This is a genomic window from Nocardioides aquiterrae (assembly GCF_039526625.1).
GTDB classification, from domain to species: Bacteria; Actinomycetota; Actinomycetes; order Propionibacteriales; family Nocardioidaceae; genus Nocardioides; species Nocardioides aquiterrae.
Genome location: NZ_BAAAJE010000008.1, coordinates 75,715 through 89,213, shown reverse-complemented (window position 1 = coordinate 89,213; position 13,499 = coordinate 75,715). Strand labels below are relative to the sequence as shown.

18 protein-coding genes and 1 pseudogene are annotated in these 13,499 nt (G+C 73.7%); 14 read left to right on the top strand and 5 right to left on the bottom strand.

Translation table 11 applies throughout. From position 1 onward, the window contains the following. Window positions 1-20 precede the first annotated feature (20 nt). Window positions 21-962, top strand: coding sequence for a DUF559 domain-containing protein (locus ABD086_RS11485; protein ID WP_343907665.1), 942 nt, complete (start codon window positions 21-23; stop codon window positions 960-962). A 59-nt stretch (window positions 963-1,021) separates the two neighbouring features. Here the strand turns inward: ABD086_RS11485 and ABD086_RS11480 are convergent, their stop codons facing one another. Then, the gene (locus ABD086_RS11480) at window positions 1,022-1,867 is read right to left on the bottom strand and encodes an LLM class F420-dependent oxidoreductase (protein ID WP_343907664.1); all 846 of its coding nucleotides are present in this window, start codon (window positions 1,865-1,867) and stop codon (window positions 1,022-1,024) included. 96 nt (window positions 1,868-1,963) lie between these two features. Here ABD086_RS11480 and dapE point away from each other — a divergent pair, with 96 nt between their 5' ends. The 5 genes from dapE to ABD086_RS11455 are packed head-to-tail and all read left to right on the top strand — an operon-like array spanning window position 1,964 to window position 5,233. Further along, window positions 1,964-3,046 (top strand): succinyl-diaminopimelate desuccinylase, encoded by a 1,083-nt coding sequence (gene dapE / locus ABD086_RS11475; protein WP_343907663.1) that lies wholly within the window; start codon window positions 1,964-1,966, stop codon window positions 3,044-3,046. Next, window positions 3,043-3,774 (top strand): LOG family protein, encoded by a 732-nt coding sequence (locus ABD086_RS11470; protein ID WP_343907662.1) that lies wholly within the window; start codon window positions 3,043-3,045, stop codon window positions 3,772-3,774. The genes dapE and ABD086_RS11470 overlap by 4 nt, the downstream gene beginning before the upstream one ends. Continuing rightward, on the top strand, window positions 3,774-4,052 hold the full coding sequence (locus ABD086_RS11465) for a DivIVA domain-containing protein (RefSeq protein WP_343907686.1): 279 nt from the start codon (window positions 3,774-3,776) through the stop codon (window positions 4,050-4,052). Before ABD086_RS11470 ends, ABD086_RS11465 begins: the two co-directional genes overlap by 1 nt. Window positions 4,053-4,067: 15 nt before the next feature. After that, a complete protein-coding gene (locus ABD086_RS11460) occupies window positions 4,068-4,475 on the top strand; it encodes a hypothetical protein (protein ID WP_343907661.1) in 408 nt (135 codons plus the stop codon). Between the two features lie 17 nt (window positions 4,476-4,492). Beyond that, window positions 4,493-5,233 carry a M14 family zinc carboxypeptidase gene (locus ABD086_RS11455; RefSeq protein ID WP_343907660.1) on the top strand — a complete coding sequence of 247 codons (741 nt, stop codon included), beginning with the start codon at window positions 4,493-4,495 and terminating at the stop codon, window positions 5,231-5,233. On the opposite strand, the gene ABD086_RS11450 is transcribed toward ABD086_RS11455, so the two are convergent. Next, entirely contained in the window at window positions 5,230-6,024 is a 795-nt protein-coding gene (locus ABD086_RS11450) for an enoyl-CoA hydratase-related protein (RefSeq protein ID WP_343907659.1), read from the bottom strand. The two genes, ABD086_RS11455 and ABD086_RS11450, sit on opposite strands and share 4 nt — an antisense overlap. 13 nt (window positions 6,025-6,037) lie before the next feature. Further along, window positions 6,038-6,814, bottom strand: a complete 777-nt coding sequence (locus ABD086_RS11445; protein ID WP_343907658.1) for a PaaX family transcriptional regulator — start codon at window positions 6,812-6,814, stop codon at window positions 6,038-6,040. A gap of 145 nt (window positions 6,815-6,959) precedes the next feature. Here ABD086_RS11445 and ABD086_RS11440 point away from each other — a divergent pair, with 145 nt between their 5' ends. From ABD086_RS11440 to ABD086_RS11430, 3 genes are read left to right on the top strand one after another with little or no spacing between them, the layout of a single operon-like run. Continuing rightward, window positions 6,960-7,127 (top strand): DUF3117 domain-containing protein, encoded by a 168-nt coding sequence (locus tag ABD086_RS11440; RefSeq protein WP_082574674.1) that lies wholly within the window; start codon window positions 6,960-6,962, stop codon window positions 7,125-7,127. A 1-nt stretch (window position 7,128) separates the two neighbouring features. Further along, window positions 7,129-8,679 carry a leucyl aminopeptidase family protein gene (locus ABD086_RS11435; RefSeq protein ID WP_343907656.1) on the top strand — a complete coding sequence of 517 codons (1,551 nt, stop codon included), beginning with the start codon at window positions 7,129-7,131 and terminating at the stop codon, window positions 8,677-8,679. Further along, window positions 8,679-9,017, top strand: a complete 339-nt coding sequence (locus ABD086_RS11430) for a hypothetical protein (protein ID WP_343907655.1) — start codon at window positions 8,679-8,681, stop codon at window positions 9,015-9,017. The genes ABD086_RS11435 and ABD086_RS11430 overlap by 1 nt, the downstream gene beginning before the upstream one ends. A gap of 3 nt (window positions 9,018-9,020) precedes the next feature. On the opposite strand, the gene ABD086_RS11425 is transcribed toward ABD086_RS11430, so the two are convergent. Then, a complete protein-coding gene (locus ABD086_RS11425) occupies window positions 9,021-9,671 on the bottom strand; it encodes an O-methyltransferase (RefSeq protein ID WP_425571598.1) in 651 nt (216 codons plus the stop codon). A 178-nt stretch (window positions 9,672-9,849) separates the two neighbouring features. On the opposite strand from ABD086_RS11425, the gene sigE reads away from it, so the two are divergent. The 3 genes from sigE to ABD086_RS11410 are packed head-to-tail and all read left to right on the top strand — an operon-like array spanning window position 9,850 to window position 12,135. Beyond that, window positions 9,850-10,431, top strand: coding sequence for an RNA polymerase sigma factor SigE (gene sigE, locus ABD086_RS11420; protein ID WP_343907653.1), 582 nt, complete (start codon window positions 9,850-9,852; stop codon window positions 10,429-10,431). Continuing rightward, window positions 10,428-10,901 carry an anti-sigma factor gene (locus tag ABD086_RS11415; protein ID WP_343907652.1) on the top strand — a complete coding sequence of 158 codons (474 nt, stop codon included), beginning with the start codon at window positions 10,428-10,430 and terminating at the stop codon, window positions 10,899-10,901. The genes sigE and ABD086_RS11415 overlap by 4 nt, the downstream gene beginning before the upstream one ends. A 4-nt stretch (window positions 10,902-10,905) precedes the next feature. Further along, on the top strand, window positions 10,906-12,135 hold the full coding sequence (locus ABD086_RS11410; RefSeq protein WP_343907651.1) for a S1C family serine protease: 1,230 nt from the start codon (window positions 10,906-10,908) through the stop codon (window positions 12,133-12,135). On the opposite strand, the gene ABD086_RS11405 is transcribed toward ABD086_RS11410, so the two are convergent. Continuing rightward, complete coding sequence (locus tag ABD086_RS11405) at window positions 12,132-12,380, bottom strand: helix-turn-helix domain-containing protein (protein ID WP_343907650.1); 249 nt, start codon at window positions 12,378-12,380, stop codon at window positions 12,132-12,134. The genes ABD086_RS11410 and ABD086_RS11405 overlap by 4 nt on opposite strands. A 98-nt stretch (window positions 12,381-12,478) precedes the next feature. Between ABD086_RS11405 and ABD086_RS11400 the strand changes: the two genes are divergently transcribed. Next, window positions 12,479-13,138 carry a hypothetical protein gene (locus ABD086_RS11400; RefSeq protein ID WP_343907649.1) on the top strand — a complete coding sequence of 220 codons (660 nt, stop codon included), beginning with the start codon at window positions 12,479-12,481 and terminating at the stop codon, window positions 13,136-13,138. A 2-nt stretch (window positions 13,139-13,140) separates the two neighbouring features. Further along, a pseudogene (locus tag ABD086_RS11395) lies at window positions 13,141-13,499 on the top strand (hypothetical protein); the annotation flags it as partial.

The window sequence follows — 13,499 nt, the reverse complement described above, 5'->3', positions numbered from 1 at the left end:
GAGGGCCCAAGGTCGTCCGCATGACCCGCCGGACGCCGGACACCGACCCGCGACTCGTCGCACTCCGCCGGCTGGCCGCGGAGCAGGGCGGCGTCGTGTCGCGGCGCCAGGCCTACGAGCTGGGCGTGACCAGGTGGGAGATCCGCGGCGCGGTGCGCGCGCAGCGGTGGCAGCTGCTCAACGACCAGACGGTCTGCCTTCACAACGGGGACGTGTCCCTCGCCGGACACCACTGGGCAGCCGTTCTGCAGGGCGGGCCGAGTGCACAGCTCGATGGAGCGTCCTCGCTCATCGCGTCGGGGCTGCGCCGCTTCGACGTGGATCGGATCCGGGTGTCGGTGCCGCGGGGATCGCGGGTCCGGCGCACGAGCAGGTACGACATCCGGCAGACCCGACGCTGGTCCGCCGACGACCTGGCTCCGGGTGGCATCCCGCGGACCCGAGTGGAAGTTGCCGCCGTCCGCGCGGCACTGTGGGCGCGCAATGACAAGCAGGCGACGTACGTGCTCACCCTCGTGGTGCAGCAGGGCTTGGCGCGCCCCGAGACCATCGGTGTCGAGCTCCTGCGGATCCGTCGCGACCGGCGGCGGCTCTTGCTCCACGCGGTGGTCAACGACCTGCTCGACGGTGCCCGCAGCCTCGGCGAGCTGGATGTCGGGCGGGAGATGCGCCGTCGTGGACTGCCCGCGCCCGCGCGTCAGGTGCTGCGCAGGGATCGCGCCGGGCGTTACTACCTCGACCTCTACTGGCCCGACCTGAGGCTCGTCGTCGAGGTCGACGGCATCCACCACGCGTGGGCCGAGAACGTGGTGGGAGATGCCCTGCGCCAGAACGCGCTCGCGCTGGACGGGGACACCGTCCTGCGGCTACCCCTCCTCGGGCTGCGCCTGGAGCCCGACGCCTTCTTCGCCCAGGTGGAGTCGGCCATGCTGGCCGCCGGCTGGGTGCGCGTCGCGGCGTGACCCGTCAGGACGTCATGCACGCGGAGCCGTCGACGGCTCCCAGTGCATGACGTCCCGCGTCAGCCGAGCCCGAGTCGTCCGGCGAGGCGGTCGAGGGAGGCCAGGACCTCGTCGGGGGAGCGGTCCGGCACGCCCCAGATCAGCTCGGTCGCGCCCTGCTCGGCCCAGGCCGACAGGTCCTCCGGGCTCGGCTTGAACGCGATCAGGATCCGGATCTCGGGAGCACCGGACCGGCCAGCGTCGGCCCAGGCCTTCTTCAGCGCCTCGATCTGGCCGGAGATGTCCTGCTGCGTCGGCGTGGTCATCCAGCCGTCGGCGTTCTCGGCGATCCACCGGAACGTCTTCGGGCCGCCGCCGGCGCCGATGACCAGCGGGATGTGCCGGGCCGGCTTGGGGTAGGCCCACGAGGGCCCGAACGACACGAACTCCCCGTCGTACGACGCCTCCTCCTGGGTCCACAGCGCGCGCATCGCCTCGACGTACTCCCGCAGCACGGTGCGCCGACGGTCCGCGGGCACGTGGTGGTCGGCGAGCTCGTCGGTGTTCCACCCGAAGCCGGCGCCGATGTCCACCCGCCCGCCGGACAGGTGGTCGAGGGTGGCGATCTGCTTCGCGAGCGTGATCGGGTCGGACTCCACCGGGAGCGCGACGGCCGTCGAGAGCCGGATCCGTGAGGTCGCCTGGGCGACGGTCGCCAGCGAGACCCACGGGTCGAGGGTGCGCAGGTACCGGTCGTCGGGCAGCGTCTCGTCGCCGGTGCCGGGGTGCGCGGCGGTGCGCTTGACCGGGATGTGGGTGTGCTCGGGCACGTAGAAGGTGTCGAAGCCCCGCTCCTCCGCGGCGGCGCCGAGGGCGGCCGGCGTGATGCCGCGGTCGGAGGTGAAGAGCACGAGTCCGTTGCGCATGGGCAGCAGACTAGAACGTGTTTCAGTTCTGCGGAACCCGTGTCTCGACGGTCCCGGCGCAGCCGGCCCACCTGGCGCGGCTGGTTGGATAGCGCTGTGACGACGAACCAGCTCGACCTCAGCGCCGACGCGGTCACCCTCACCGAGCAGCTGGTGAACATCGAGTCGGTCAGCCAGCACGAGGCCGCGATCGCGGATGCCGTCGAGCAGGCGCTGACGGCGTACCCCCACCTGGCGGTCACCCGCCGCGGCCACACCGTGATCGCGCGGACCAACCTCGGCCACCGCGAGCGGGTCGTGATCGCCGGGCACCTGGACACCGTGCCGGTCAACCACAACCTGCCCGCCCGGCGCGAGGGTGCGCCGGAGAGTGGGGGAGTGCTGCACGGCCTCGGCACCTGTGACATGAAGGGTGGCGACGCGGTCATCCTGCGGCTCGCCGCGACCGTGCCCGAGCCCAACCGCGACGTCACCTACATCCTCTACGAGGCCGAGGAGATCGACGCGAAGTACAACGGGCTGCGGCTGCTCGCCGAGTCCGACCCGGAGCTGATGGCCGCGGACTTCGCGATCCTGATGGAGCCGTCGAACGCCGCGGTCGAGGCCGGCTGCCAGGGCACGCTCCGCGTCGAGGTCCGCACGACCGGCGAGCGCGCCCACTCCGCGCGCAGCTGGCGCGGGGTCAACGCCATCCACGGCGCCGCCGAGGTGCTCCGTCGGCTCACCGAGTACGACGCCCGCCGGCCGGTCATCGACGGGCTGCAGTACCACGAGGGTCTCAACGCGGTCTTCATCCGCGGCGGCGTCGCCGGCAACGTGCTGCCCGACGAGTGCGTCGTCGAGGTGAACTTCCGGTTCGCCCCCGACCGCTCCGAGGCCGACGCGGAGGTGTTCGTCCGCGAGTTCTTCGACGGGTACGACGTCCGTCTGACCGACTCGGCCCCCGGTGCGCTGCCCGGCCTGGACCGGCCCGCCGCGAAGGCGTTCGTCGAGGCGGTCGGCGGCGAGGTCAACCCCAAGTTCGGCTGGACCGACGTCGCCCGGTTCAGCGCCCTCGGGATCCCCGCGGTCAACTTCGGCCCCGGCGACCCGATGCTCGCCCACAAGCAGGAGGAGCACGTCCCGATGGAGCACATCGAGCGTTGCGAGGCGCAGCTGCGAAGCTGGCTGACCTCATGAGAGCCAAGTTCAAGGGTCCGGTGATCCAGCGCCGCGGCCAGATCGACGACGGGACGACGGACCAGCGGCTACTCGACTCCCGCGGCCCGAGCGACTGGGTGCACACCGATCCCTGGCGGGTGCTGCGCATGCAGGCCGAGTTCGTGGAGGGCTTCGGCGCCCTGGCCGAGCTGGGCCCGGCCGTGTCGGTGTTCGGCTCCGCGCGGATCCCGGCCGGGCACGCGTCGTACCGCACCGCCGAGCAGGTGGGCAGGCGGCTGGCCGAGGAGGGCTTCGCGGTCATCACCGGCGGCGGCCCGGGCGCGATGGAGGCGGCGAACAAGGGGGCCGGCGAGGCGGGCGGCGTGAGCGTCGGCCTCGGCATCGAGCTGCCGTGGGAGCAGGGGCTCAACGACTGGGTCGACGTCGGCATCAACTTCCGGTACTTCTTCGCCCGCAAGACGATGTTCGTGAAGTACTCCCAGGGCTTCGTGGTGCTGCCCGGCGGGTTCGGCACGCTCGACGAGATGTTCGAGGCCGTGACCCTGCGCCAGACCGGCAAGATCACCAGCTTCCCCATCGTGCTGATGGGCACGGCGTACTGGACCGGCCTGCTCGACTGGCTGCGGGACACGGCACTCGCCGAGGCCATGATCCGCCAGGACGACCTCGACCAGCTGGTGCTGACCGACGACGTCGAGGAGGCCGTCGCGCTGATGGTCGCGGCCCGCGGGGGCGACCTCCCGTGATGTGGTTCTTCGCGATCCTCGTCGTGCTCGCGCTCGGCGGCATCGCGCTCGTCGCGGCCGGCCGGGGCGCCCCGCTCGCCGAGGCGTACGACGACCGGCCCGACGCGACCGTCCCCGCGGACGGACCGCTGCGGGCCGAGGACCTGCGCCGGGTCCGCTTCTCACTGGCCTTCCGGGGCTACCGGATGTCCGAGGTGGACGCCCTCCTCGACCGGCTCGCGGGCCAGCTGGGGCCGGTGCGCGAGGAGCCCGAGCATGGCGAGGAGGCCGCCCCGTAGGGCACACTCCGCTCCATGTCGACCGAGGTGATCGTCTACGTCCTCACCGCGCTCGCGGCCGTCGTCGTCGTGCTGACGCGGCTCCGGCTGGGGCGGGGGGACGGCGGCGCGGGGCGGCTGAGGATGGGCCGCGGCCTGGTCAACGTCCACACCGTCGCCGGCGGGCTCGCGCTCGTCCTGTGGGTGGTCTTCCTGGCCACCGGCAACGAGGTGGTCGGCATCACGGCGCTGGCGTGCTGGTGGATCGTGGTGGTCGCCGGCCTGCTGATCCTGGTGCGCTGGCTGCCCAGTCGCGGCAAGCACGCCTCGGACGGGCAGGAGGACAGCTGGTCGGAGGGGCCGGGTCTCTCGATCCTCGCGCACGGCGGGATGCTGGTCGGCGTCCTCGTCTTCAGTTGGGCCTACCTCACCTCGGCGGTCTAGGGCGTTAGGGTCGGGCGATGCGTCTCGGGATCCTGCTGACCGTGCTGGCCCTCGCCGTGGCCGGGCTGCCCGCCACCGCCCACGCCGCGACCGCGCCCGTCGAACGCGGCGCCGTCGTGGAGAAGCGGGTGATCGGGCACTCCGTCCGCGGCCGGCCGATCACCGCGTGGCGGCTGGGGGAGCGCGGCAAGCCGAAGGTGCTGCTGGTCGCGACCATGCACGGCAACGAGGGCGCCCCGCGGCAGATCCTCGCGACCCTGCGCGACGGCAAGCCGATCCACGGCCTCAACCTCTGGGTGCTGCCCGTCTACAACCCCGACGGGCTCGCCGCGCACACTCGCAAGAACGCCCACGGCGTCGACCTCAACCGCAACTTCCCCTACCACTGGGCCGACCTCGACGGCAGCTACGAGTCCGGCCCGCGGGCCGGCTCCGAGCCGGAGACCCGGGCGATGATGCGCTTCCTGAAGCAGATCCGCCCGAAGCGGATCGTCAGCTTCCACCAGCCGCTGCACGGGGTGGACACCGACACCAAGAACCAGCGCTTCTCCCGCCAGCTCGCCAGGGCGTTGAAGCTGCCGCGCAAGTCGTTCACCTGCGGCGGCGTCTGCCACGGCACCATGACCGGCTGGTTCAACAGCCACTTCGCGGGCTCCGCGGTCACCGTCGAGTACGGCGCGAAGCCCGGCCGCAAGCGGATGACGCGGACCGCGCCCCGGCAGCTGCTCGGGCTCTGGGGCGCCACCCGAGGACGCTAGCGGCCCTCGAACACCGGCTTCTCCTTGGCCACGAACGCCGCGACCGCGGCGCGGTGGTCGGCGGTGGCGCCGGTCTTGGTCATCATCGCGCTCTCGAACTCCAGCGACTCCTCGAACGAGTGCCCGGCCGCGTAGGCGACCGCCTGGCGGATCGCGCCGAGCGCGACCGTGGGGCCGGCGGCCAGGCGGGCCGCGAGCGCGCCCACCTCGGCGGCGAGGTCCGCGGCGGGCACGACCTTGGTCGCCAGGCCGAGCTCCAGGGCCTCGGCGGCGGGGACGGTGCTCGGGAAGTAGAGCAGCTCGATCGCCTTGGCCCGGCCGACCAGCCGCTGCAGGTGGTAGCTGGCCCCGGTGTCGCAGGAGAGCGCGACGTTCGCGAACGCGAGGTTGAACCCCGCCGTGTCGGCCACGATCCGCAGGTCGCACGCGAACGCCAGGCTCGCCCCGGCGCCGGCCGCGACGCCGTTCACCGCGGCGATCACCGGCTTGGCCATCCCGGCCAGCGCGGTGACCGTCGGGTTGTAGTGCTTGTCGACGGTGGTGAACAGCACGTCGCTGCCGCCGTTCTCGAGCAGCTCGATGTGCTCCTTGAGGTCCTGCCCGGTGCAGAACGCCTTGCCGGTGCCGGTCAGCACGACACAGCGCACCGCGGGGTCGTCGGCGACCCGCTGCACGGTCTCGAGCAGCAGCTCCTTGGTCGCCACGTTGAGGCTGTTGTAGGCCTCGGGGCGGTTCAGGGTGATCGTGCCGATGCCGTCGGTGACGTCCAGGAGGACGGGGGAGTCGCTCATGCGGGGCAGTCTGTCAGGCGCCCAGGCAGCGCGCGACGAACCGGTCGGTCCCCGGCTTCAGCCGGTTCGCCTCGGCGGCGAACAGGTCGGCGGCCTCCCGGCCCGGCCAGTCCGCCGGCAGCAGGTCGTCGGGCAGCCCCGGGTCGGCGAACAGGAACTTGCGCCACTCGTGCACGAGGTGGAACCGGGCCGCGAACGCCGCCTCGTCCTCGTCGTCGTGCGCCGACAGGTGCTTCTCGACCAACTCGTCGGCCGCGTCCAGCCAGCCGTCGTACGCCGACCGCAGCCGGTCGAGGTCCCACGCCCCGGTCGGCTCGGGGTCGAACCGGTCGGCCCGTGCGGTGCGCGCCGTCGCGCCCGCCCGCTCGAGGATCTCGGCCAGCTCGGCGCGCGGGAAGGGGCTCACCCACACGTTGTCGAGCAGCTCGGCGTACCCGACGAACGTCAGGTCCGCGCGCAGCCGGGCGCGCGCCGGGCGCGCCGACGGCGGGTCGACGAACGCCAGGTGCCAGTGGCCGTCCCAGGCCGGGAGCCGGCGCCGGTACACGCGGTTGCCGGTCTCGTCGAGACGCCGGTTGGCCCGCTCCGTGGTGCGGTAGCCGCGGCCGCCGGCGAGCTGCACCGGCTCGAGCCAGCCCTGGGACACCATCCGGGAGATCGCCGTGCGCACCGCGGGCGCGGCGATGCCGACCGGTTCGAGCAGGCGGACGACCGCGGCCACCGGGGCCTGGCTGCCGCGGGAGCGCAGGTGGTCGCCGTACACGTCGAACAGCGCGGATCGGGCCTGCATGAGGGGAGTCTGCCAGCCCGTCCGCCCCCAGCGTTCCTCCCTGTGCTCCGCGTCACCGCCCGATAGGGGATAATGGTCCGGCGTACGGCGCACAGGGCTCGCGATGGGCCCCTGGCGCCCGAAATGAGCGAAGGAAGGTGCGCGGATGGCGGCGATGAAGCCGCGGACAGGCGACGGTCCGCTGGAGGTCACCAAGGAAGGACGCGGCATCGTGATGCGCGTCCCGCTCGAGGGTGGTGGCCGCCTCGTTGTCGAACTGAACGCCGAGGAGGCCGGCGCTCTCGGGGATGCCCTCAAGGACGTCGTCGGCTGACGTGCCACAAGACGCCCCCCCGACTCTTCCGCCCCAGGTCTCGCCGCCCGAGTTCGCTCTGACCGCGGCGCTGCCGCACGCCGTCCGCGGTGTCGAGGTCGTGGCGATCCCCGTGCTCCCCGGAGAGCGCCCAGATGATCCGGTGATCCTCGGCCCCGGCGGCGCGGAGCTCGGTGACCGGCTCGGCCTGGACCTGCTCGGTGTGCTCGAGCTGTCCCGGTCCACCGGCGCGGCCGGCGAGATCGCCTGCGTACCGGTGCCGCTCGGCAGCCCGGACAACGCCGACCTCCGCCTCGTGATGCTGGTCGGTGTCGGCGCCCAGCGGCCCGACGACCTGCGCCGTGCCGGGGCGGCGCTGGCGCGCGAGGCCCGGGACCGCGCCTCGGTCGCCACCTCGGTCGCGGCCGTCGCCGACGACGACGGGCTCGCGGCGTTCGTCGTCGGCGCGATGCTGGGGTCGTTCCGGTTCCACTGGCGCTCGCGCCCGCCGGAGCACCGGCCGGTCGAGCGCATCGTGCTCGCGGACCTGCCCGACGGCCTCGCGCCCGTGGTCGACCGCGCGGTCGCGCTGGGTGGCGCCGGCTGGCGGTCCCGGCTGCTCGCGACGGTGCCGTCGAACCTGAAGAACCCGGCCTGGCTGGCCGAGCAGGCCGAGCGGATCGGCCGCGACGCCGGGCTGACGGTCACCGTCCGCGACGAGCGCTGGCTCGCCGACCACGGCTTCGGTGGCATCGTCGCCGTCGGGCAGGCGTCGGCGACGCCGCCCCGGCTGATCCGCCTCGACTACACGCCGAAGAAGGCCGGCCGGAAGACGCCGACCGTGGCCCTGGTCGGCAAGGGCATCACCTTCGACACCGGCGGCCTCTCGCTCAAGCCGGGCGAGGGCATGGTGACGATGAAGCGCGACATGACCGGCGGCGCCGTCGTGATGGCGACCCTGGCCGCGCTCGCCGACGTCGGGTGCCCGGTCAAGGTCGTCGGCCTGGTCGCGGCCGCCGAGAACGCGGTCGGCGGCAACGCCCTGCGGCCCGGCGACGTGATCCGTCACTACGGTGGCCGGACCTCCGAGGTGACCAACACCGACGCCGAAGGCCGGCTCGTGCTCGCCGACGCGATGGCGTACGCCGTCGAGGAGATCGACCCGGACGTCCTGGTCGACGTCGCCACCCTGACCGGCGCCGCGAAGGTCGCGCTCGGCCAGCAGGTCGGCGGCCTGTTCGCCAACCGCGACGCGCTGGCCGACACGCTCCGAGAGGCGTCCGTGGCTGCCGGGGAGCCGCTGTGGCGGTTGCCGCTGACCGACGCGTACGAGCAGAAGCTCTCGTCGACGGTCGCCGACGCCGACAACGCGCCGGGCGGTCCCGGCGCGATCGTCGCGGCGCTCTTCCTCCAGCACTTCGCGGGCGACCGGCCGTGGGCCCACCTCGACATCGCGTCGGTGGGCGACTCCCCGGAGGAGTCGTTCGAGTGGACGGCCGGCCCCACCGGTTTCGGGGCCCGCGCGCTGCTCACCTGGCTCGGCTCCGACGACCCGCTCGCCGGGATCGCCTGATGCTCGGCCTCACCGTGCGCTGGTCGCTCGTGGACGCCGCACCGGACGTGGACGCCGAGCTCGCGGCGTACGTCGCGGACAGCTCGTACGAGCGCTTCACCGGCAAGGACGGGCTGCGGTTCAAGACCTGGCGGACCCGGCCCGGCCAGTGGTTCGAGGGGTGCTACGTGTTCGCCTCCGACGACGCGCGCGCGGAGTTCCAGCGGGCGTTCAGCGACGGCGCCGACACGGCCCCGGTCTCGCAGATCGTGGGCAGTCCGCCGGTGCTCATCGAGGAGTGCGACATCGTGGCGGTCGCCGAGGGCGGCGACGGGTTCCTCGCCGCGCCGCGGTACTGAGCCCTACTCGTCGCCGGGGGTCCAGACCTTCTTCGCGGCCAGCAGGCCGTCGCCCACGGGCAGCAGCACGCTGACCAGGTCCTCGCGCTCGGCGACCTGCCGGCCGAGCTCGCGGATGGAGACGGTGTCCTCGTCGCGCTGCGCGGGGTCCGCGACCCGGTCGTGCCACAGCGCGTTGTCGAAGGCCACGACCCCACCGGGCCGCAGGAGGCGCAGCGCCTCCTTCAGGTAGGCGCCGTACTCGGCCTTGTCGCCGTCGCAGAACACCAGGTCGTAGTGGCCGTCGGTCAGGCGCGGCAGCACGTCGAGCGCGGCGCCGGAGATCGTCCGCACGCGCTGGTTCGCGATGCCCGCCTCGGCGAACGACTCCCGGGCCAGCCGCTGGTGCTCGGCCTCGATGTCGACCGACGTCAGCACCCCGTCCGGGCGCATGCCGCGCAGCAGCCACAGCCCGGAGACGCCGGTGCCGGTGCCGATCTCGACCACGGCGCGGGCGTCGAGCACTGCGGCGAGGAACCGCAACGCGGCCCCACCTCCGGAGCCGATCGGCACCACGCCGACCTCCTCGGCTCGGGCGCGCGCGTTGGCGAGGACCTCGTCCTCGGCGACGTGCTCTTCGGCGTAGGTCCAGCTCGTCGGCTTCACGGGTGTCAACGTATCGCGCCCGGATCCTCCGGTCGGGGAACACGGCCGTCGGCTCGCTCGTTCTCCCCATCGAGGCCCAGAAAGAGGACACTGGTCTCACAGGTTTCTTTCAGCACGTGTCCCTAGGTTGAGGAAGGACAGGACCCTGTTCGGCAAGCCCGCGCCGTCGCGCGACAAGGAGGCTCCGGTGGAGACCAGAGCGGATGAGCACGTCCCCTCCTGGGAGGAGATCGTCGAGCGTCACTCCGACCGGGTCTACCGACTGGCCTACCGGCTGACCGGCAACCGGCACGACGCGGAGGACCTCACGCAGGAGGTCTTCGTCCGCGTGTTCCGGTCGCTGTCCACCTACACGCCCGGCACCTTCGAGGGCTGGCTGCACCGGATCACCACGAACCTGTTCCTCGACCAGGCCCGCCGCAAGCAGCGCATCCGCTTCGACGCGCTGTCCGACGAGCGGGCCGACCGGCTGACGAGCTCGTCGCCGAGCCCGGACACGGCGTACGCCGACCAGACCTTCGACGACGACATCGAGCGCGCGCTGGCGACGCTGCCGCCGGACTTCCGCGCCGCCGTCGTGCTCTGCGACGTCGAGGGGCTCAGCTACGAGGAGATCGCCGAGATCCTCGGCGCGAAGCTCGGCACCGTCCGCTCCCGCATCCACCGCGGCCGCGCCATGCTGCGCACCGCCCTCGCGCACCGCGCCCCGAGCGCCGGCCGGGTCCGGTACGCCGGGCCGCTGCTCGCGCCGTGGGGGTCCGCGACGTGATCGGGCACCACCTCGGTTCGCGCACCAGCGCGCTGCTCGACGGCCAGCTGTCTCCGGAGGAGACCGAGCGCGCGTGGGAGCACGTGCACGCCTGCCACCAGTGCCGTGACCTGGTCGAGCGCGAGGGCTGGGTCAAGACCCGGCTCACCGGGCTGTCCTTCGACGTCGCGGCCCCCGCGACGCCGACCGGCCTGAAGGCCTCGCTGATCTGCGCCACCCCCGGCGACGCCTACCTGGTGCCCGCGCCGGCCGACCGCCGGCGTACGGCGGGGCTGGCCGCGATCGGCGGCGGCGCCGTGGGTGCCGCGGTGATGGGCGTGCTGGTGTTCGGTGTCGGGCCGGCCTCCGCGCCCGCGCCGTCCATCGACCGGCGCGCGCCGGTCACCTCGATCACCGACGCGCCCCGCACGCCGGCGCCGAGCGTGTTCCTGACCCGACGGGCATCGGTTTCGCCCGACGGGACAAGATAGGGACGTGACGCAGGACGAGCCCACCCGGCCGATCGGCCCGAGCACGCCGCCGCCGAGCTGGGTGCCCCCGACGGTGCAGGCTCCGCCGTACCGCTGGGCGCCGCCGCCCCCGCCCGCTCCGCCCCGTGCCCCGCGCGGCCGGGTGCCCGTCTGGGTGTGGCCCGTGGTCTGCGTGCTCGCGCTCGGCGTCGGGATCATCGGCGGGGCGATCGGCGGTCTGGTCTACGAGCAGGTGCGCGACCAGCCGGGCACCGTGAGCAGCGGCCTCGCCGGGGTCGACACCGTGACCGAGGCGCCGCTGCCGGCGGAGAACGGGTCGATCGCCGCGGTCGCCGCCCGGCTGCTGCCGAGCACGGTCCAGATCTCCGCGGAGTACCAGGGCCAGGACGGCGGCGCGACCGGCTCCGGGTTCGTGCTCGACCGGCAGGGCCACATCGTCACCAACAACCACGTCGTCCAGGACGCCGACGAGAACCACGGCCGGATCGAGGTCGTCGACGAGGACGGGAACCGCTACCCGGCCGACGTGGTGGGCCGCAGCTCCGTCTACGACCTCGCGGTCCTCTTCGTGCCGAAGGCGAGGTCCCTCCAGCCCGCCGCCCTCGGCTCGTCCCAGGCGCTGCGCGTCGGGGAGAGCGTGGTCGCGATCGGGTCGCCGCTGGGCCTCAGCTCCACGGTGACCGCCGGCATCGTCAGCGCGCTGCACCGCCCGGTGACCACCGGGAGCGCGGGTGACGACTCGTCGTACATCAACGCGGTCCAGACCGACGCCGCGATCAACCCGGGCAACTCCGGGGGTCCGCTGGTGAACCTGCGCGGCCAGGTCGTGGGCGTGAACTCCGCCATCGCGACCACCGGCGGCACCATCGGCGGCGAGTCCGGCAACATCGGGGTCGGCTTCGCGATCCCGATCGAGCAGGTCCGGATCACCGCCGACCAGATCCTGCGCACCGGCGAGGCGAGCTACCCGGTCATCGGGGCCAAGGTGAAGACCGGCGAGACCGGCGGGAACGGCGCCGAGATCGACTCGGTGATGCCCGGCACCCCCGCGGAGAAGGGCGGGCTGGAGAAGGGCGACGTGATCGTAGCGATCGACGGCGACCGCGTGACCGACGGCATCGCGCTGATCGTCGCGATCCGCGCCCACCAGCCCGGCGACACCGTCGAGTTCACCGTCGAGCGCGACGGCAAGGAGCGCACGGTCTCCCTGACCTTGGGCTCCGAGACGGGCTAGGACGCGCCCTGGTCGCCCGCCTCGGACTCCACGAACGGGTGCTCCTCGACGAACGCCTTGGTGTCGGCGTACATGCGCTGGATGAACTCCTCGAGCTGGGTCGACTCGACCCGCCACTGGCCGCGGCCGCCGATCTTGATCGCGGGGAGCTCGCCGCGGCGGACCAGCGCGTAGACCTGCGCGCTGGAGGTGTTGAGGACCTCCGCCACGTCGGCGAGCGTGAGGAAGCGGGGCGTGCCGGCCATGCCCCCATGGTCCCACCTCCGGGGCCCCGCTCCGGCCGCGCCCCGCGAGCCTGTGGAGAACTGGTTTCGGAAGCCGGGACGCTGGCGAGAATCTGCGGGTGAGTCTCGGCACGGCGCAGCGCCCCGCGGCCCCGGCGGTCCCCGCCCCGGTCCCGCCGGCCACCCGTGCCACCCGCTCCGGCTGGCGCGATCCCCGGCTCTGGATCGGGCTGCTGATCGTCGCGGTGTCGGTGGTCGCCGGCGCCCGCCTGCTCGCCGCGGCCGACGACACGGTGTCGGTCTGGGCAGTCGCCACCGACGCCGGCCCGGGTGCCCGCCTCGACCCCGGCGACCTGGTCGCGCACCGGGTGCGGTTCGCCGACGACGGGGACCTCGCGGGCTACTTCACGGTCGACGACGAGCTGCCCGCCGAGCTGCGGCTGACCCGCGGGGTCAGCGCGGGCGAGCTCCTCCCGCGCGCCGCGATCGGGTCCGCCGAGGCCGCCGACACCGTCGAGCTGCCGGTGGCCGTCGACGCCGAGCAGGTGCCGCCGAGCGTGCGGCCGGGTTCGGTGGTCGACGTCTACCTGCTCGGCAGGGACGGCCCGCTGCTCCGTGCGGCCACCGTGGTCGACGCGCCGGCGCTGGAGAGCACGTTCGGCTCGACCACCGGCCGGCGCCAGCTCGTGCTCGCCGTGCCGGGGGCCGACGCCGCGGCGTTCCTCGGCGCGCTCGGCCGCGCCCGCGAGCCCGTCCTCACCGTCGTCCGCCGGGGCTGAGCATGGCTGACCGGGCGCTGGTCATCGTCGTCGCCTCGGGTGCGGCGTGGGAGCCGGCGGCGCTCCAGCGTCTCGGCGACCATCCCGGCATCGTCGTCCTCAAGCGCTGCGTCGACGTCGACGACCTGCTCGCCGCCGCCAGCGCCGGCCAGGCCGACGTCGCCGTCCTCGGCCTCGACTCGCCCGGCCTGGACCGCGCCGCGGTCGACCTCCTGCACCGGTACGGCGTCCGCCCGGTCGCGATCGCCTCCGGGGGCGCCACCCTGGACGGCGGCCGGCTCCGCGCGGCCCGGATCGGCATCCCGCGGGTGGTCACCGACGACGACCTCGACGCGCTGCCCGGCGCGGTGCTCGACGAGGA

Excerpts from the sequence above, each read along its gene's own strand:
- ABD086_RS11450 (WP_343907659.1), bottom strand. The coding sequence starts at position 6,024 with ATGAGCGACTCCCCCGTCCTCCTGGACGTCACCGACGGCATCGGCACG.
- ABD086_RS11430 (WP_343907655.1), top strand. The coding sequence starts at position 8,679 with ATGCTCGGCCTCACCGTGCGCTGGTCGCTCGTGGACGCCGCACCGGAC.
- ABD086_RS11480 (WP_343907664.1), bottom strand. The coding sequence starts at position 1,867 with ATGCGCAACGGACTCGTGCTCTTCACCTCCGACCGCGGCATCACGCCG.
- ABD086_RS11460 (WP_343907661.1), top strand. The coding sequence starts at position 4,068 with ATGTCGACCGAGGTGATCGTCTACGTCCTCACCGCGCTCGCGGCCGTC.
- ABD086_RS11485 (WP_343907665.1), top strand. The coding sequence starts at position 21 with ATGACCCGCCGGACGCCGGACACCGACCCGCGACTCGTCGCACTCCGC.
- ABD086_RS11455 (WP_343907660.1), top strand. The coding sequence starts at position 4,493 with ATGCGTCTCGGGATCCTGCTGACCGTGCTGGCCCTCGCCGTGGCCGGG.
- ABD086_RS11405 (WP_343907650.1), bottom strand. The coding sequence starts at position 12,380 with ATGGCCGGCACGCCCCGCTTCCTCACGCTCGCCGACGTGGCGGAGGTC.
- ABD086_RS11465 (WP_343907686.1), top strand. The coding sequence starts at position 3,774 with ATGTGGTTCTTCGCGATCCTCGTCGTGCTCGCGCTCGGCGGCATCGCG.
- ABD086_RS11470 (WP_343907662.1), top strand. The coding sequence starts at position 3,043 with ATGAGAGCCAAGTTCAAGGGTCCGGTGATCCAGCGCCGCGGCCAGATC.
- ABD086_RS11445 (WP_343907658.1), bottom strand. The coding sequence starts at position 6,814 with ATGCAGGCCCGATCCGCGCTGTTCGACGTGTACGGCGACCACCTGCGC.
- ABD086_RS11440 (WP_082574674.1), top strand. The coding sequence starts at position 6,960 with ATGGCGGCGATGAAGCCGCGGACAGGCGACGGTCCGCTGGAGGTCACC.